We start from the raw sequence: 18022 nt of genomic DNA, 5'->3' as shown, positions 1-18022 counted from the left end.
GTGTCTCCTGAGTGTTCTGGGCGGGTTCAGGCGCGTCGGGTCAGTACGCGAAGGACAGGGGACGCTCGGCGGCCTCGGAGCCCTCGTCGGGCGGCTCCTGCGCCTCGGGCGACTCGTCGCGCACGCTCAGCGGCACGCCCTCGATCGCGTAGCGGCGCATGAGGGTGAACCAGACGACGGCGAGCGCGCCGTAGAGGAGCGTGAAGACGATCATCGACGTGAGCACGACGCCCGGGCTCACCACCGTGGACACGCCGCGCTCGGTGAGCAGGCGGATCTGGTCGATGCCCGTCGGGTTGGGCGCGACGACCCACGGCTGGCGGCCCACCTCGGTGAAGATCCAGCCGAACGAGTTCGCGAGGAACGGCATGGGGATGGCGACGAGCCCGACGCGCGCGAGCCACACGTTGTCCGTGACCCGGCCCTTGCGGGTGAGCCACAGCGCCATGAGCGCGAGGAGGACGGAGCCGGCGGCCATGCCGATCATGAGCCGGAACGACCAGTAGGTGATCGCGAGGTTCGGGGTGTAGGTCACGGGGTCGCCGGACGCGGTGACGTCGCCGAACCGCTCGGTCATCTGCTCCTGGACGTCCTCGACGCCGGGCAGGTAGCTCTCGGGGCCCGAGAAGTGGCCCGTGCCCAGGTAGGACGCGAGGCCGGGGATCTCGATCAGGTGCCGCACGTTCTCGCACGAGTTCGACAGGTCGCCGATCGTGAGGATGGAGAACGCGGCGCCCTCCTCGCCCTGGCACAGTGCCTCGGCCGAGGACATCTTGCCGGGCTGCTGCTCGTACATGATCTTGCCCTGGATGTCGCCGGAGACGGCGACGCCGATCCCGCCCACGAGCATCGCGATCACGCCGAGGGCGACGGCGGGCCGGTAGACGTCGCGGGCCAGCTCGACGTTCTCGGCCTTCCTCGTGCGCACGAGGCGGACCATCCACCACGCGGCGACGCCGGTGACGAACGTGCCCGCGGTGAGGAACGTCGCGGTGATCTGGTGCGGGAACGCGGCCCACAGCGTGTTGTTGGTGAGGACGGCGCCGATGTCGTTCATCTCGGCGCGGCCCGTCTCCGGGTTGAAGATCGCCCCGACCGGGTGCTGCATCCACGAGTTCGCGGCGAGGATGAAGAACGCGGAGAGGTTGGTCGCGATCGCGACGGCCCAGATGCACGCGAGGTGCACCTTCTTGTTGAGGCGGTCCCAGCCGAAGATCCACAGCCCGAGGAACGTCGACTCGATGAAGAACGCGGCGAGCGCCTCCATCGCGAGCGGCGCGCCGAACACGTCGCCCACGAAGCGCGAGTACTCGCTCCAGTTCATCCCGAACTGGAACTCCTGCACGATGCCGGTCACGACGCCGAGCGCGAAGTTGATGAGCAGGAGCTTGCCGAAGAACTTCGTCAGCCGCAGCCACCGCTCGTTGCCGGTGCGGACCCACGCCGTCTGCATGATCGCGACGAGGGGCGAGAGCCCGATCGTCAGCGGGACGAAGATGAAGTGGTAGACGGTCGTGATGGCGAACTGCCACCGGGCGAGATCTAGAGCATCCACGTGCGCTCCTCGGGAGGCCGGACCGGATCGGGGGAGGGGGTCGTCGGGGACGGCGGCGCCCACCGGCCGGACCGACGTGCGACCCGGCGCGGAATTCGGCGCTAGGCCCAATCTGCCCCATCGGCGAGCTGCGCGGGGCCGAAAAGCACTGGAAAGTGGGCCCTTGTGACTATGTTCACAAGCAACGAGGGCCCTTGGTCCCGCGCGTCGGGCCGAAGGGCCCGGTGGGGGTCGCGTGTCGCCGGGGTTCGTTCGTGGCCCTGTGCGATACTGGGCGCAGCCGGGTGGGCTCCGCATCGCCTCCCCGACGCACACGAGCTCGCAGCTACCGCGCACCGCGGCAGGCGGAGCGCCGCCTCGGGGCGAAGGGCCCGGTGGCAGGCGCCCGCGCCGTCTACGCGTGCCGCAGCCGTGACCGACGACTTCCGTCGCCGGACGACGCGCTCCGGTGCGCTCGTCACGAGCGACGACCGACCGCCCCGAGGGGCCGCACGGTGCGGGGCGGTTCCTGTGGCAGCAGGAGCACGACGCGTGACGCTCGACAGCACTTCCGACAGCACCCCCTCAGAGACGACGGCGCAGGGTTCGGCCACCACCGAGGGCGGGACCCCGCCGACGGCCCGCAAGCCGGGTCGCCGCCGCGCGACGCGCACCGCGGCCCCGCCTGCACCTCTCGCCGCGCCCGGCACCGACACCCCTGCGGTGGACCCGCCGCGCACCGCCGAGAGCGTCGCCCCCGCGCCGGCCGGCACCGGGGCGCCCGTCGCCCCGGCCGAGGCCCCTGCGGCGGACGAGAAGCCGGCGCGCCGCTCGCGCCGCGCGACGCGGAGCACGTCCACCCCGGTCGCGCCGACGCCCGAGCAGCCGAGCCCGGGCGACGCCCCGGCCGCCGACCTCCCGCCCGCGGGCACCGAGCCGACACCCGAGGTGTCGAGCGAGGCGTCGGACGAGGCACCGAGCGCTCCCGTGCGCAAGACCCGTGCGCCCCGGCGTGCCACGAGCGCGTCGGCGCGCACGAAGGTGACGCCGCCGGCCGCTCCCTCCGAGGAGCCGGCAGCCGCACCTGCGGACGAGCAGGCCGGTCCCGACGACTCGACGGTCCCCGTCCTCGACGTCCTCTCCGCGTTCGGTCTCACCGCCCCGCCGGCCGACGACGCGCCCGGCCGCGCCGTCGAGGCCGGTCCCGACGCAGACGCGCTCCTGGGCGCTCCCGACGAGCCTCGCAAGGCGAAGCGGACGAGGACGTCGCGCAAGGCTGCCGCGACCCCCGCGGAGGAGTCCCGGGCCGAGGCCGACACGGCGCCCGCCACCGACGCGACGGCACCGGAGGCCGAGCCTCCTGCCGAGGAGAAGCCCGCGCGCCGCTCGCGCCGGGCGACGTCGAAGGCCAAGGAGGTCGCGAGCGCGACCGCCGAGACCACGGACGTCGACGTCCCGGCCGCCGAGAGCGTGCCGGGATCACCCGCCGCGGCGCCCACGGCAGAGCCCGAGAAGCCCGCGCGCCGCTCGCGTCGCGCGACGTCGAAGCCTGCCGTCGAGGCGACCCCGGTTGCCGCCGCGGCGCCCGTCGCGCCGCCGACGTCGGACGCACCGGCACCTGTGTCGCCCGCGGCGACGAGGGCGGGCACGAGCGCGCCGCGCCTCGCGACCACCGCGCTGCTGTTCCAGGCGCCCGACCCCGCGGCGGCGCCGCGTCGTCCGCGCCGGGCGCAGAGCCCTGCCGGCCCTCCGCGCCACGTCGAGCCGACCCCGGTGTCCGAGCCGGCAGCGGTCACGGAGCCGAGCGCCGCCCCCGAGCCCGCGGCGCCTCAGACCAGCGCCGAGCGTCCGAGCGGCCGGCGGCGTCGTGGGGCGTCCGTCCGTGAGTCGGCGCCCGCACAGGTCCAGGCGCAGGAGACGGCCGAGGACGAGGTGACCGACGTCGCCGTCGAGCTCGTGCTCAGCGGCGAGGACCGTGCGGCGGTCGAGGAGGTCGAGGCCATCGAGACCGAGCTCGTCGCCGAGGGTGTCGAGCTGCCCGAGGAGGGCTTCGGCCCGGCGGACTTCGACGACGAGAGCGAGACCGAGGCGACCGGCGAGGACGAGGCGGAGGACTCCGAGTCCGGACCGCGCCGCCGTCGTCGTCGCGGCGGCCGGGGGCGCCGCGGGCGCAACGACTCGGTGCGCGAGCAGGACGAGACCGACGAGCCGGCCCGTGAGTCCGAGCGCGAGGCGGGCGGCGAGCCCGGGCGCGAGGCGACGGGCGGGCTCGATGCCGGCGCGGAGCCGGACGAGCCCGAGGCCGAGTCCTCTGAGGGCGACGCGGGCGAGGAGGACGCCGGCAGCAGCCGGCGCCGTCGTCGCCGTCGCCGCGGTGGCCGCGAGAACGGCGAGGGCACCTCGGCGCGACCGCGGCCGCGCGAGCGGAGCCTGGCCGACGAGGTCACGGCGCTCAAGGGCTCGACGCGTCTCGAGGCGAAGCGGCAGCGCCGTCGCGAGGGACGCGACGCGGGCCGTCGTCGCCAGATCATCACCGAGGCCGAGTTCCTCGCACGTCGCGAGTCCGTCGAGCGGTCGATGGTCGTGCGCGAGCGGGCCGGGCGCACCCAGATCGCGGTGCTGGAGGACGGCGTGCTCGTCGAGCACTACGTCTCCCAGCAGTCGCAGGCGTCCATGGCGGGCAACGTCTACCTGGGCCGGGTCCAGAACGTGCTGCCCAGCATGGAGGCCGCGTTCATCGACGTCGGCAAGGGCCGCAACGCCGTGCTCTACGCGGGCGAGGTGAACTGGGACGCGGCCGGCCTCGAGGGCCAGCCGCGCCGCATCGAGCAGGCGCTCAAGTCGGGCGACTCCGTGCTCGTCCAGGTCACCAAGGACCCGATCGGGCACAAGGGCGCGCGTCTCACGTCGCAGATCACGCTCGCGGGCCGCTACCTCGTGTTCGTGCCCGGCGGCGGCATGACGGGCATCAGCCGCAAGCTGCCCGACACCGAGCGCAACCGGCTCAAGAAGATCCTCAAGGAGGTCGTGCCCGACGGCGCGGGCGTCATCGTGCGCACCGCCGCCGAGGGCGCGAGCGAGGACGAGCTGCGCGCCGACGTCGAGCGACTGCGCGGGCAGTGGGAGGCCATCGAGAAGAAGTCGAAGAGCGCGTCGGCGCCGGCTCTCCTCCAGGGCGAGCCCGACCTCGCGATCCGCGTGGTCCGCGACATCTTCAACGACGACTTCAGCTCCCTGGTCGTCGAGGGCGACGGTGCGTGGTCCGAGATCTCGACCTACGTCGAGGAGCTCGCGCCGGACCTGCGCGAGCGCGTCTCGAAGTGGACGGGCACGCAGGACGTCTTCACGGTGCACCGCGTCGACGAGCAGCTCGCCAAGGGCATGGACCGCAAGGTCTGGCTGCCCTCCGGGGGCTCGCTCGTCATCGACCGCACCGAGGCCATGACGGTCGTGGACGTCAACACGGGCAAGTTCACCGGCTCGGGCGGCACGCTCGAGGAGACGGTCACGCGCAACAACCTCGAGGCGGCCGAGGAGATCGTCCGTCAGCTCCGGCTGCGCGACATCGGCGGCATCATCGTCATCGACTTCATCGACATGGTGCTCGAGTCCAACCGCGACCTCGTGCTCCGCCGTCTCGTGGAGTGCCTGGGCCGCGACCGGACCAAGCACCAGGTCGCCGAGGTCACGTCGCTCGGACTCGTCCAGATGACGCGCAAGCGCGTGGGTCAGGGCCTCGTCGAGGCGTTCTCCGAGACGTGCGAGCACTGCCACGGGCGCGGGTTCATCGTGCACACCGACCCGATCGAGAAGCAGGGCGGCAACGGCAACGGGCACACGCACGCGTCCGCCCCCGCGGCCGACGACGCGGGGGACTCCTCGCGGTCGCGCTCCCGCCGCAAGCGGGGCGCGGGGAGCGGTGCCCAGGGCGGCTCCGCGGCGAACGACGCGGGCATCACGCTGCCCCACCCGGCCGTCCCCGTCCTGCCGGAGGTCTCGTCGGAGGCTCGCGAGGCCGTCAAGGCCACGCTCGCCACGATCGCGGCCGCCGCGGCGCACGCCCACGAGCACGACCACCCGGAGGGCGACGCTCCGACCGACGCCACGAGCGACGCCGTCGCGACGGAGCCCGTCGTGACGGACGAGGTGAAGCCGGCCGACACCGCGGCGGAGCACTCCGAGGAGTGACCTCGCCGGGCATCGTCCCCGTGTATGGCGGTGGCTCGCGGCTCCGCCTGCGCGGCTGGCGCGACGACGACCTCGCGGCGTACCGCGAGTGGTTGCGCCCGGACCACGAGTGGCACCGGTGGGACGGCCCTACTACCCCGTGCCCGACGACGCCGCGTCCGACGCGGCGGTCGCGCGCCTCGCGCGTGCGGCCGCCGCGCAGGCGTCCCGCCCAGGCGGCCTCGACGACGACGGACTCCCGCCGCGGCGCGTGGTCGTCGCCGACGAGGAGGACCGGTTCCGCGGCGCGCGGGTCGTCGACGGCGTGCGGTACGACGCCGTCGTCCTGGGCGTGCTGCGCCGCGAGTGGGCCGCCAGGCCCTGACCGGTTCCCGGGCCCCTTGCCTCGACGTCACCCGCACCTGGCATAGTGCGCGCATGGGTTACGACCTCTCTGGCCGCCTCGTCGTCGGCGTCGCCTCCTCCGCACTGTTCGACCTGACCGAGTCCGACCGTGTGTTCCGCACCGACGGAGTGGCGGCGTACCGCGACTTCCAGGAGCAGCACCGCGACGACCCGCTGGCCCCGGGGGTGGCCTTCGGCTTCGTCCGCCGCCTCCTCGCGCTCAACGACCTCGCGCCGTCGTCGGACGACCCGCTCGTCGAGGTCATCGTCATGTCGCGCAACTCCCCGGAGACGGGCCTGCGCGTCATGCGCTCGATCCACCACCACGCGCTCGACATCACGCGCGCCGTCTTCCGGCAGGGCCGCAGCCCGCACGAGTTCATCCGGCCGCTGCACGTGGACCTGTTCCTCTCGGCCGACGAGCAGTCGGTGCGCGACGCGGTCGACCTCGGTCTCCCCGCCGGGTACGTGCTCGACCCGACGTTCGCCGACGAGCCGGGCGACGAGCTGCGCATCGCCTTCGACTTCGACGGCGTGCTCGCCGACGACTCCTCCGAGCGCCGCTTCCAGGACGGTGGGCTCGCGTCCTACCGGGCGCACGAGGAGCTCAACGCGGACGTCCCGCTCGGGCGCGGTCCGCTGCGTGACCTCCTCGTCGGCATCCACCGCATCCAGGTCGTCGAGCGCGAGCGCCACGAGGCGGACCCGTCGTACGACCCGCGCGTCCACGTCGCGCTCGTCACCGCGCGTTCCGCACCGGCGCACGAGCGCGCGGTCGCGACCCTCTCCTCGTGGGGCGTCACCGTGGACGACGCCTTCTTCCTCGGCGGGATCGACAAGGGCAGCGTGCTCGAGGTGCTGCGGCCGCACATCTTCTTCGACGACCAGCGGGCGCACGTCGAGGCCGCCCGCCGCGTCGCTCCGTCGGTCCACGTCCCGTACGGCGCCCTGAACCGCGGGGTGCTCCCGGCCGACGCCGGGCGGGAGCCGGTCCGCGAGGGCGCCGACGCCCCGACCCGTCCTGAGCCCACGACGGCGGAGCCTGGCGCCGCGGACGAGGCGCCCCGGCCCGAGCGCCCGTCCGAGCCGAGCCGGTCGGCGGGCACGGGCACGCGTGAGCTGCCGCTCGTGCGGTCCGTACCGGGCATCGGCGGCACCGGCCTCGCCGGGATTGCGGGAGGAACGACGATCGCGCCGGGTCCCGACCGCGACCGCGGCGACGACGTCACCCGCGAGGACGACCCCGTGGCGCGGGCGGCAGAGAGCGGGCCCGCGACGTCGGCCGGGACGACGGAGGCATCGGGGGCTTCGGCAGCATCTTCCGTGCCGGTGACCGCCCCGACGACGACCGATCAGCCGGCACGGTCCGAGACCTCGCTCGTCAGCCGTCGTGACCTCGCGCGACCGGGCATGCCCGACCGCGTCTCGGTCCTCGGCCCGGCTCCCGAGCCCAAGCCGCTGCCCGTGCGTCCGTCGTCGAACGGCGGCGCGCGGCACCGGTGACGGCCGCGGCCCGTTGACCCGGCGCCCCCCGGCGGCCGTGGGACCCGGGTGGTTCACTGCTCGCATGGAGCGTTCCGCGAGCCCTCTGGACACCGGTGCCCGACCCGTCGGGCGCCGCGGGCGCGTCGAGGTCGTGTGCGGACCGATGTTCGCGGGCAAGACGGAGGAGCTCCTGCGCCGGGTGCGACGTGCGGAGGTCGCGGGGCGACGGGTCGAGGTGGTCGGGCACGTGCTCGACACGCGCCGGGGGACGGGCACCGTGAGCTCGCACTCGGGGCTCGCGATCCCCTCCCGCACGGCACAGGACGCGCACGACCTCGAGCGGATCGTGCGCGCGGCCGACGGTCTCGACCTCGTCGCGGTCGACGAGGCGCACTTCTTCGGGGCCGGGCTCGTCGACGTCGTGCAGCGCCTCGCCGACGAGGGGCACGTCGTGGTCGTCGCCGGCCTCGACGTGACGTTCGACGCCCGGCCGTTCGAGCCGCTGCCGGCGCTCGCGGCGCTCGCGGAGCGCGTCGACAAGCTGACGGCGGTGTGCGCGGTCTGCGGCGAGGACGCGGCGTTCCACGTCCGCCTGGTGCCCGACGCCGGTCGCGGACCGGGCGACCCGCTCGCCCCGGCGGCCGAGCACGTGGGCGGTGCCGAGAGCTACGAGGCCCGGTGCCGCACCCATCTGCCGAGCGCGCCCTGGCGGGCTCAGCCGTCCGACGACGGTGCCGGCCCCGGGGGAGGGTCCTCGACGAGCGGCACGAACGAGTAGGAGCCGTGCTCGCTCGTGCGCAGACCGTCCGGGGCCGCCGGGTCGCGCTCGACGAGCAGCATCGTGTGGCCGACCGGAACGACCATCCGGCCACCGGTGGCGAGCTGGTCTGCGAGAGCACGTGGGAAGGACGCGGCCGAGGCCGAGACGAGGATGCGGTCGTACACCTCGCCCGGGGTCCCGAGCAGGCCTGGCCGGGCCGGCGAGATCGTGGCCCACGGCAGGTGCGTCGTCGCCAGGTTCGCGGCGCCCCACGCCGCGAGCCCGGGGTCGCGCTCGACGCCGACGACGCGGCCGTCGGGGCCGACGAGCACGGCCAGGAGCGCCGTCGTCCAGCCCGACCCGGCGCCGACGTCGAGGACGCGCGTGCCGGGGGTGACGTCGAGGAGCCGCAGCATCGCCGCGACGGTGGACGGCTGGGAGTTCGTCTGCCCGTGCCCGATCCCGAGCGGCCGGTCCTGCTCCGCCCAGCGCCGCTGGGCGCGCGGGAGGAACGCCCGCCGGTCCAGCGCCCGCATCGCGGCGGCCACCGGGTCGAGCCCGTCGCCGTCGGGCCCGGCGCCCTCCCACGTGCCCGTGTCCGTTCCCACCGCGATCACCTCCGTCCCGCCAGCGTAGGCACGAGCCCCGGGCCCTGCCGAGTGGCGTGAGCCTGCGCCCGGCGGGATGCTCGACGGGTGCGCGGGCGCACCCGGTGCCCGCCCGGAACCCCGGGGAGAGCTGGCATGAGCGGCACGGTGGCACGGATCACGAACATCAGCGCGCGGTCGGACACGAGCTTCGAGGACGCGGTCCGGATCGGGGTGGAGCGTGCCGCGAGCACGCTGCGCAACGTCTCGGGCGCGTGGGTGAAGGACCAGAAGGTCGATGTGCAGGACGGCCGTATCGTCGCGTGGCAGGTCGTCCTCGAGGTGACCTTCGTGCTCGAGTGACAGGCGGCGCGCCGTGGCCCCGACGGACGCCGGACGTGGGTGCCTGAGCGCGGGACCCGCACGGGTCGAGCGCATTTGACCTACGGGCCTGCGATTCCGTAGTCTTGAACGTCGGCGCGCCCAGGCGCGCCGGTCCCGTGTGCCCACGGACGACTCGCACTCGCACGCCGCGGCGTGATCGGAGTCCTCCAAGACGAACTCGCCGTGACGAGCACGCCAAGACTAGGAGAGATGAGCAGCAACGTGGTGTACGCGATCGTCAAGGCCGGTGGCCGCCAGGAGAAGGTTTCTGTCGGCGACATCGTCGTGGTGGACCGGGTGTCCGTCAAGGTCGGTGAGTCCCTCGAGCTGCCCGCTCTCCTGCTGGTGGACGGGGAGAAGGTGACCACCGACGCGGCGAAGCTCGCGAAGGTCAAGGTCACCGCCGAGGTCGTGCGGGACGAGAAGGGTCCGAAGATCACGATCCTGCGGTACAAGAACAAGACCGGTTACCGCCGTCGTCAGGGTCACCGCCAGCAGCTGACCCGCCTCAAGGTCACCGGCATCAAGTGATCTCGCCCGGCGCGCGGTAGTCCTGCGGGACCGACCGGGCGCCGACCGGCACCCTCCCTCAGCACCAGCACGAAAGCAGGTTCGTCATGGCACACAAGAAGGGCGCGAGCTCCTCGCGCAACGGTCGCGACTCGAACGCCCAGCGCCTCGGCGTGAAGCGCTTCGGCGGGCAGGTCGTCAAGTCGGGCGAGATCATCGTCCGCCAGCGCGGCACGCACTTCCACCCCGGTGAGAACGTCGGCCGCGGCAAGGACGACACGCTGTTCGCCCTGGCCGCCGGCGCCGTCCAGTTCGGCACGCGTCGTGGCCGCAAGGTCATCGACATCGTCGCCGTCGAGGGCTGACGAGCACACCAGCAGGTTTCGAGCAGGAGGGGCGCACCGACGCGGTGCGCCCCTCCTGCCGTTCCTGCCGCGGCAGAGCACGCAGCGACACCCGCCGCGACCCCGCGGCACCGCATCACCTCTGAGAGGATCCACCCATGGCCAGCTTCGTCGACCGTGTCGTCCTGCACGTCTCCGGCGGCAACGGCGGGAACGGGTGCGCCTCGGTCCGTCGCGAGAAGTTCAAGCCGCTCGCCGGCCCCGACGGCGGCAACGGCGGTGACGGCGGCACGGTGAGGCTCGTCGTCGACGCGCAGACCACGACCCTGCTCGAGTACCACCACTCCCCGCACCGCCACGCGACGTCGGGCACGCAGGGCATGGGGGACGACCGCGACGGCGCGAACGGCGAGGACCTGGTCCTGCGCGTCCCCGACGGCACGGTGGTCAAGGACACCGACGGGACCGTCCTCGCCGACCTGGTCGGAGACGGTACGGAGCTCGTGATCGCAGCAGGGGGCCGCGGCGGCCTCGGCAACGCCGCGCTCTCGTCGCAGCGCCGCAAGGCGCCCGGGTTCGCGCTGCTGGGCGAGCCCGGCGACGAGCGGGACGTCGTCCTCGAGCTGAAGACCATCGCGGACGTCGCGCTCGTGGGCTACCCGAGCGCGGGCAAGTCGTCGCTCGTCGCCGCGATCTCGGCCGCGCGGCCCAAGATCGCCGACTACCCGTTCACGACGCTCGTGCCGAACCTCGGGGTCGTGCAGGCGGGCTCCGCGCGGTACACCGTCGCCGACGTCCCCGGCCTCATCCCGGGCGCGAGCGAGGGCAAGGGCCTCGGCCTGGAGTTCCTGCGCCACATCGAGCGCACCGCCGTCATCGTGCACGTCCTCGACTGCGCGACGCTCGAGCCGGACCGGGACCCGATCAGCGACCTCGACGTGATCGAGGCCGAGCTCGCGGCCTACGCCCAGGACCTCGACATCGAGGGTGGCCGGGTGCCCCTCACCGAGCGTCCCCGGCTCGTCGTGCTGAACAAGATCGACGTGCCCGAGGCGCGCGAGCTGGCCGAGTTCGTCAAGCCCGAGCTCGAGGCGCGCGGGCTGCGCGTCTTCGAGATCTCGACCGCCAGCCACGAGGGGCTGCGCCCGCTCACCTACGCGCTCGCCGAGCTCGTCGAGAAGGCGCGTGCCGACGCCCCCGCCCCCGAGCCCACGCGCGTCGTCCTGCGGCCGCGCGCCGTGGACGAGGCCGGCTTCACGGTGACGCGCAAGGGCGGGGCGACCGACTACTGGTTCGAGGTGCGGGGCGCCAAGCCCGAGCGCTGGGTGCGCCAGACCGACTTCAGCAACGACGAGGCCGTCGGCTACCTCGCCGACCGTCTCGCGCGCCTGGGCGTGGAGGAGCAGCTGCTCAAGACGGGTGCGGTCGCGGGCGACGAGGTGCGGATCGGGACCGACAAGAACGCCGTGGTCTTCGACTGGGAGCCGACGCTGATCTCCGGCTCGGAGCTTCTCGGCGGCCCGCGCGGGACCGACCTGCGCCTCGAGGAGAGCCTGCGTCCCACGCGCGGCGACAAGCGCCGCGAGTACACCGAGCGCATGGACGCCAAGGCGGAGGCGCGCGCGGAGCTGTGGACCGAGCGCGAGGCCGGCACCTGGACGGACCCGGCCGACGACTGACCACGGCGCGTGCGGACGTCCTGCCACGTGAAATCGTGCGCGTCGGACGGCGGGTGGCGGCGATGATGGTCGCGTGAACGCCCTGTCCTCCCGCTCCGAGATCGCCACCGCCCACCGCGTCGTGGTGAAGATCGGCTCGTCGTCGCTCACGGGCGCCGACGGCCACCTCGACCTCGCGGCCCTGCGGGCGCTCGTCGACGTCCTCGCGGCGCGACGCGCGGCGGGGGGCCAGGTCGTCCTGGTCACCTCCGGGGCGATCGCCGCCGGGCTCGGCCCTCTCGGCCTCCCGAGCCGGCCGCGGGACCTCGCGACGGCCCAGGCCACCGCGTCCGTCGGGCAGGGCATGCTCGTCGCGCGGTACACCGAGGCCTTCGCGGTGCACGGGCTGCGCGTCGGCCAGGTGCTGCTCACCGCGGAGGACACCGTGCGCCGCGGGCACTACCGCAACGCCCAGCGCTCGCTCGAGCGCCTGCTCGACCTCGGCGTCGTGCCCGTCGTCAACGAGAACGACGCGGTCGCGACCGACGAGATCCGTTTCGGCGACAACGACCGTCTCGCGGCGCTCGTCTCGCACCTCGTGCGGGCGGACGCCATGGTCCTGCTCACCGACGTCGACGGGCTCTACGACGGTCCGCCCGCCCGGCCGGGGACCCGGCGCATCGCCGAGGTGCGCTCGTCGGCCGACATCGAGGGCATCGAGGTCACGGGCCGGGGGAGCGCCGTCGGGACGGGCGGCATGCTCACCAAGCTCGAGTCGGTGTCGATCGCGACGGGCACGGGCATCCCCGTCGTCCTGACGAAGGCCGACAACGCGGCCGCTGCGCTCGCGGGCGACCCCGTGGGCACGTGGTTCGCGGCGACGGGCAAGCGCACCACGCGCCGTCGGCTGTGGCTCGCGCACGCCGCGCGTACGCGTGGCCGGCTCGTCCTGGACGACGGCGCGGTGCGCGCCGTGCAGGGCGGGCGCGCGTCGCTCCTGCCCGCGGGGATCACCGCGGTGGAGGGGGAGTTCGACGCCGGGGACCCGGTCGAGCTCGTGACGCCCGACGGGCGCGTGGTGGCGCGCGGGCTCGTCGCGTTCGAGTCGCGCGACATCCCGGACCTCCTGGGCCGCTCGACGAAGGACCTGCGGGACGAGCTGGGGGAGGGGTACGACCGCGAGGTCGTGCACCGCGACGACCTCGTGCTGGTCCGCAAGCGCCCCCGCTGAGCGCGCGCGGGCTGCGGGTCCCGGCGGTCGGACGGCGCTCCCGCGGCCCGGCGGTACCGTCGTAGGCTCGGGTCATGACCACCACGCAGGACGCACCCCAGGTCACGGGCGCCGCCGAGCACCGCAACGACGACGTCGTGGCCGCCGTCGAGGACGTCGCGCGCCGGGCGAAGGTCGCGTCGCGCACGCTCGCGACCGCGACGCGCGCGACGAAGGACGCGGCGCTCCTCGCGCTCGCGGACGCCCTCGTCGCGGCGACGGACGAGATCGTCACGGCGAACGCCGTCGACCTGGCGCGCGAGCGCGCGAACGGGATGAGCGAGGGCCTGCTCGACCGCCTCGCGCTCGACGGGCCGCGCATCGAGGCGATCGCGGACGCGCTGCGTGCGCTCGCCGGGCTGCCGGACCCGGTCGGGGAGGTCGTGCGCGGCTCGACCCTGCCGAACGGCCTGCGGCTGCGCCAGCTGCGCGTGCCGATGGGTGTCGTCGGCATGATCTACGAGGCGCGGCCGAACGTGACCGTCGACGCCGCCGGGCTCGCGCTCAAGAGCGGCAACGCGGTGGTCCTGCGCGGCGGGTCGGCGGCGGCGAGCTCGAACGAGGTGATCGTCGACGTCCTGGCGCGCGCGCTCGAGGCGCAGGGGCTGCCGGGCGACCTCGTGCAGTCGATCGACCGCTACGGGCGCCCGGGCGCCGTCGCGCTCATGCGGGCGCGCGGCCTGGTCGACGTGCTCGTCCCGCGCGGGGGCGCCGACCTCATCCGGACCGTCGTGCGCGAGTCGAGCGTCCCCGTCATCGAGACGGGCGTCGGCAACGTGCACGTCTACGTCGACGCGAGCGCGGACCGGGCCATGGCGCTCGAGATCCTGCTCAACGCCAAGACGCAGCGCGTGGGCGTGTGCAACGCGGCCGAGACGCTCCTCGTGCACGCGGACGCGGCGCCCGAGTTCCTTCCCGCGGCCCTCGCGGCGCTCGCGGACGCCGGAGTCGTGGTCCACGGCGACGAGCGCACCGCGCGTCTCGCGCCCGACGGCACCGAGGTGCTCGCGGCCACCGACGAGGACTGGGCGACCGAGTACCTTGCGCCGGAGATCGCCGTGCGGGTGGTCGACGACCTCGACGCGGCGATCGAGCACGTGCGCACCTGGACGTCGGGGCACACCGAGGCGATCGTCACGCGTGACCTGGCGGCGTCCGAACGGTTCGTCGCGGAGCTCGACTCGGCGGCCATCATGGTGAACGCCTCCACGCGGTTCACCGACGGCGGTCAGTTCGGGCTGGGGGCAGAGATCGGCATCTCGACCCAGAAGCTCCACGCGCGCGGTCCCATGGGCCTCGCCGAGCTCACGACGACGAAATGGGTCGTGCACGGCGACGGTCACGTTCGTCCGTGACGCGCCCTTCGTCGGCAAGTACCCGGTACCGGTCGGACCGGTCTCACGGGCGACCGTGAGACACTGGTCGGCGACCGGCGCCCGCCCGGTCCGCCGTCGGACCTGGTTCCGCCGGATGTCCCGCTCCATCGCACCACCCGGTCCGTGACCCGGTCCGGACCGGGAACGACCTTCAAGGAGGACGTCGTGATCTCTGCCGTCGTGCTGGCCGCCGAGGAAGGCGCCGAGGCCGCGTCGCACCTGCCCATCCCGCCGCTCGCGTACGGGCTGCTCGGGTTCGGCGGGCTCGTGGCCCTGCTGCTCGTGACGTACGCGTTCCGCAGCGTCGGCACGCGGCACTGACGGCGGACGAGAGCTCCCCGCGATCCGATGACGCACCGATGAGCGCGCGCCGACCCCGGCTGGGGGTGATGGGCGGAACCTTCGACCCCGTCCACCACGGCCACCTCGTCGCCGCGAGCGAGGCCGCGGCGCGCTTCGACCTCGACGAGGTCGTCTTCGTCCCCACGGGTCATCCGTCGTTCAAGCAGCACCAGCAGGTCACGCCCGCCGAGCACCGGTACCTGATGACGGTCATCGCGACCGCCTCGAACCCGCGCTTCACGGTCAGCCGGGTGGACGTCGACCGGCCCGGGCTCACCTACACGGTGGACACGCTGCGCGACCTGCGCGAGGCACGGCCGGACGCGGAGCTCTTCTTCATCACGGGTGCCGACGCGATCGAGCAGATCCTGACCTGGAAGGATGCTGACGAGCTGTGGAAGATGGCACACTTCGTGGCTGTCTCGCGCCCGGGTCACCACCTGAGCGTCGAGGGCATGCCGCCGGGCGTCGTCACGACGCTCGAGGTCCCTGCCCTCGCGATCTCGTCGACGGACTGCCGTCGGCGCGCGGAGGCCGGCCAGCCGGTGTGGTACCTGGTTCCGGACGGCGTGGTCCAGTACATCGCCAAGCACGGTTTGTATCGAGGTCAGCACGATGAGTGACAACGGCAGCAACATGCAGCCCGTCCGCCCCCTCACGCGGCGCGAGATCCGCGAACGCGAGCAGGCGGCCGCCGCGGAGCGCGCCGCGCAGACGGGCGCACCGCCGCCCGCCCCTGCGGCACCCGCCGGGGGAGCGCGGGGAGGTCAGGCGGCGTCGCCCGCCCAGCCGGCACGTCCCGCCGCGCCACCACCGTCGCGGCGGACGCTGCGCGAGTCGACCGGGCCGACGGAGTTCCCGTCGCAACCGTCCGTCGTCCGCCCGCCTGCGGCCTCGGGCGGCATGCGCGGCCTCGACGAGACCGGCCGTCTCACGCCGGTCCAGGAGACCGCGGAGCGCGTCGCCATCCGGCCCCCGGCGCCCACCCCCGCCGTCCCGACGCGCACGAGCTCGCGGCCTCCCGTCCCCGGGTCGCGCCCGCAGGTTCCCGGCGCGTCAGGCCCGGTGCGTCCTCCCACCCCGGTGGGCGGGCTCGGCGCCGGCGCGAGCGTCGGGCGCATCGCGGCTCCCGGCACGCCGGCCGGGCCTGGCACGCCCCCCGCGCAGCCGCAGCGGCTGTCCGCGTTCGCCAACGCGACGCCCTCGACGACGACACCGCCCCCGGCCGCACGTCCTCCCGCTCCGGCACCGCCCACCGAGCACTCGGCGGCGCAGTCGCCCTGGGGAGCGACCGCGGTCGCCCCCGCTGCTCCACCGGCTCAGCCCCCGGCGGCCGCGAGCCGCCCCGCGGCGACGCCCGCCGAGGCGCCCGCGGCCAGCCTCCCGTGGTCCGCGATCACCTCCGGTTCGGCGCCCGAGCCCGTGGGCTCGGGCCACGAGGCGTCGGCGCCGTTCGGATCGGTGCGCGGCGCCGCGCCGTCGCCCGCGGCGCAGACGCCCCAGCGTGGTGCCGCGTCCGACGACCCCTTCCCCCGCGTCCACGCCGGTGCCCGCACGGGCGCCGACGAGGACCCCGAGGCGGACGACGACCTCGACGACGAGCCGCGCGGCCCGTCGTACACCTGGCTGCACTACCTCATCCTCGTGGCGGTCGCCTTCGTGCTCGGTCTGCTGGTCTGGGAGCTCGTGTCACGCGACGACCCCGGCCTCTCGACCGACGCCGCGGGCGTCACCTGGACGGTGAGCGACCCCGCGCAGGCGTGGGGCGACACCGGACCCCTCGACAACGGCCGCTGAAGCGGCCGACGAACGGAGACACGTGACTGCAACAGAACGGGCCGTCGAGCTCGCCGTGACCGCCGCCCGCGCGGCCTCGGACCGCAAGGCGGAGGAGATCATCGCCCTGGACGTGAGCGAGCAGCTCGTCCTCACGGACGTGTTCCTCATCGCGTCGGGGACGAACGAGCGCCAGGTGTCCGCGATCGTCGACGCGGTCGAGGAGGCCATGTACAAGGCCGGCTCGAAGCCGATCCGCCGCGAGGGCAAGCAGGAGGCCCGGTGGGTCCTGCTGGACTTCGGCGACGTCGTCGTGCACGTCCAGCACGCGGAGGACCGCGTGTACTACGCGCTCGAGCGCCTGTGGAAGGACTGCCCGCTCATCGAGCTGCCCGAGGACGCGCGGGGGGGCGACGGTGCCGTGGACGACTCCGACGACACCGGTGGTCGCGGCGGTGACGGCGCGATCCGGCTCTCGGGGGAGCCTCTGGCGTGAGCGCGGGAACGCTCGTCCTGCTGCGGCACGGTCGCACGGAGTACAACGCGTCGATGCGTCTCCAGGGCCAGGTCGACATCCCCCTCGACGCGGTGGGCCAGTGGCAGGCCGAGCAGGGCGCGAAGGCGCTCGCGACCGCCCACCGTGCGACGCGCGTCGTCGCGTCCGACCTCGTGCGCGCGGCGGACACGGCGCGTGCCTACGCGTCGGCGGTCGGTGCCGACGTCGCGCTCGACCCCCGGCTGCGAGAGCGCGGCTTCGGCGTGTGGGAGGGCCTGACGGGGCCCGAGATCGCCGAGCGCTGGCCCGAGGAGTACGTGGCGTGGCGGCGTGGCGACGAGCCGACACGGGCCGGCGCGGAGTCCAAGGCCGCCGTCGCGGCGCGCATGGTCGACGCCGTCACGGAGCACGTCGAGGCGCTCGGCGCCGACGACACGCTCGTCGTCGTCTCCCACGGCGCCGCCATCACCCTCGCGGTGACGGCCCTGCTCGGGATCGACCCCGCCGGGTGGCGCGGGATCTCCGGCCTGCACAACGTCCACTGGTCCCACCTGCACCGGTCCGCGCCCGACGCCGTGCCGGCGTGGCGCCTCGTGGCGCACAACGTCGGGGCGGGATTCCCGCTCGACGAGTGGAACGCGGGGCCGGATTGGAATCTGGAGCCGGTTTCTGCGTAGACTAGCGACGCTCCGCAGGACGGGAAACCGCCCCAGGGGAGTGTTCATCCAGTGTTTGACCAGGATCTTCGCGGATCCACGGGGCTGTGGCGCAGCTGGTAGCGCACCTGCATGGCATGCAGGGGGTCAGGGGTTCGAGTCCCCTCAGCTCCACCTCCACAGCGGGGCGTCGTTCGTCGGCGCCCCGCTGTTCTGCGTTCTGGCTCCGTTGCCGCCCGGCGCGTCTCGCGGGGCGCGAGGGAGGGATCGGT

At 74.3% G+C, this 18022-nt stretch carries 17 protein-coding genes and 1 tRNA gene; 16 read left to right on the top strand and 2 right to left on the bottom strand.

The genetic code is table 11. The annotated features are described in order from the left end of the window. Window positions 1–40 precede the first annotated feature (40 nt). Window positions 41–1555, bottom strand: coding sequence for a cytochrome ubiquinol oxidase subunit I (locus ACMXGY_RS13665; RefSeq protein WP_483773533.1), 1515 nt, complete (start codon window positions 1553–1555; stop codon window positions 41–43). A gap of 531 nt (window positions 1556–2086) precedes the next feature. Here ACMXGY_RS13665 and ACMXGY_RS13660 point away from each other — a divergent pair. The 4 genes from ACMXGY_RS13660 (at window position 2087) to ACMXGY_RS13645 (ending at window position 8369) form a co-directional block, all read left to right on the top strand. Continuing rightward, complete coding sequence (locus ACMXGY_RS13660) at window positions 2087–5722, top strand: Rne/Rng family ribonuclease (RefSeq protein ID WP_483773532.1); 3636 nt, start codon at window positions 2087–2089, stop codon at window positions 5720–5722. 118 nt (window positions 5723–5840) lie between these two features. Continuing rightward, window positions 5841–6086 (top strand): hypothetical protein, encoded by a 246-nt coding sequence (locus ACMXGY_RS13655; protein ID WP_483773531.1) that lies wholly within the window; start codon window positions 5841–5843, stop codon window positions 6084–6086. Between the two features lie 53 nt (window positions 6087–6139). After that, complete coding sequence (locus tag ACMXGY_RS13650) at window positions 6140–7609, top strand: 5'-nucleotidase (RefSeq protein ID WP_483773530.1); 1470 nt, start codon at window positions 6140–6142, stop codon at window positions 7607–7609. Between the two features lie 64 nt (window positions 7610–7673). Beyond that, complete coding sequence (locus ACMXGY_RS13645; protein WP_483773529.1) at window positions 7674–8369, top strand: thymidine kinase; 696 nt, start codon at window positions 7674–7676, stop codon at window positions 8367–8369. On the opposite strand, the gene ACMXGY_RS13640 is transcribed toward ACMXGY_RS13645, so the two are convergent. After that, the gene (locus ACMXGY_RS13640) at window positions 8306–8887 is read right to left on the bottom strand and encodes a protein-L-isoaspartate O-methyltransferase family protein (RefSeq protein ID WP_483776866.1); all 582 of its coding nucleotides are present in this window, start codon (window positions 8885–8887) and stop codon (window positions 8306–8308) included. The two genes, ACMXGY_RS13645 and ACMXGY_RS13640, sit on opposite strands and share 64 nt — an antisense overlap. A 207-nt stretch (window positions 8888–9094) precedes the next feature. Between ACMXGY_RS13640 and ACMXGY_RS13635 the strand changes: the two genes are divergently transcribed. The 12 genes from ACMXGY_RS13635 (at window position 9095) to ACMXGY_RS13580 (ending at window position 17924) form a co-directional block, all read left to right on the top strand. Then, entirely contained in the window at window positions 9095–9301 is a 207-nt protein-coding gene (locus tag ACMXGY_RS13635; RefSeq protein WP_483773528.1) for a dodecin family protein, read from the top strand. A gap of 231 nt (window positions 9302–9532) precedes the next feature. Then, the gene (gene rplU / locus ACMXGY_RS13630; protein ID WP_483773527.1) at window positions 9533–9853 is read left to right on the top strand and encodes a 50S ribosomal protein L21; all 321 of its coding nucleotides are present in this window, start codon (window positions 9533–9535) and stop codon (window positions 9851–9853) included. Between the two features lie 86 nt (window positions 9854–9939). Next, window positions 9940–10197 carry a 50S ribosomal protein L27 gene (gene rpmA / locus ACMXGY_RS13625; RefSeq protein ID WP_047234735.1) on the top strand — a complete coding sequence of 86 codons (258 nt, stop codon included), beginning with the start codon at window positions 9940–9942 and terminating at the stop codon, window positions 10195–10197. A gap of 137 nt (window positions 10198–10334) precedes the next feature. Next, window positions 10335–11855, top strand: coding sequence for a GTPase ObgE (obgE, locus tag ACMXGY_RS13620; RefSeq protein WP_483773526.1), 1521 nt, complete (start codon window positions 10335–10337; stop codon window positions 11853–11855). A gap of 82 nt (window positions 11856–11937) precedes the next feature. Next, the gene (gene proB / locus ACMXGY_RS13615) at window positions 11938–13065 is read left to right on the top strand and encodes a glutamate 5-kinase (RefSeq protein WP_483776865.1); all 1128 of its coding nucleotides are present in this window, start codon (window positions 11938–11940) and stop codon (window positions 13063–13065) included. A gap of 74 nt (window positions 13066–13139) precedes the next feature. After that, window positions 13140–14459, top strand: coding sequence for a glutamate-5-semialdehyde dehydrogenase (locus tag ACMXGY_RS13610; RefSeq protein WP_483773525.1), 1320 nt, complete (start codon window positions 13140–13142; stop codon window positions 14457–14459). 186 nt (window positions 14460–14645) lie between these two features. After that, a complete protein-coding gene (locus ACMXGY_RS13605) occupies window positions 14646–14801 on the top strand; it encodes a hypothetical protein (RefSeq protein ID WP_021483496.1) in 156 nt (51 codons plus the stop codon). Window positions 14802–14839: 38 nt separating this feature from the next. Beyond that, window positions 14840–15445 carry a nicotinate-nucleotide adenylyltransferase gene (gene nadD / locus ACMXGY_RS13600; protein WP_483773524.1) on the top strand — a complete coding sequence of 202 codons (606 nt, stop codon included), beginning with the start codon at window positions 14840–14842 and terminating at the stop codon, window positions 15443–15445. Continuing rightward, complete coding sequence (locus tag ACMXGY_RS13595; protein ID WP_483773523.1) at window positions 15438–16619, top strand: hypothetical protein; 1182 nt, start codon at window positions 15438–15440, stop codon at window positions 16617–16619. Before nadD ends, ACMXGY_RS13595 begins: the two co-directional genes overlap by 8 nt. Before the next feature lie 22 nt (window positions 16620–16641). Next, window positions 16642–17094, top strand: a complete 453-nt coding sequence (rsfS, locus tag ACMXGY_RS13590) for a ribosome silencing factor (protein WP_483773522.1) — start codon at window positions 16642–16644, stop codon at window positions 17092–17094. Beyond that, complete coding sequence (locus ACMXGY_RS13585; RefSeq protein WP_483773521.1) at window positions 17091–17771, top strand: histidine phosphatase family protein; 681 nt, start codon at window positions 17091–17093, stop codon at window positions 17769–17771. Before rsfS ends, ACMXGY_RS13585 begins: the two co-directional genes overlap by 4 nt. 80 nt (window positions 17772–17851) lie before the next feature. Next, a tRNA-Ala gene (locus ACMXGY_RS13580) sits at window positions 17852–17924 on the top strand. Window positions 17925–18022: the final 98 nt, after the last annotated feature.

This window comes from Cellulosimicrobium sp. G4 BAM 1002, assembly GCF_057126935.1.
The sequence above is the reverse complement of the archived record's forward strand: the minus strand, read 5'-3'. Positions and strand labels throughout refer to the sequence as shown.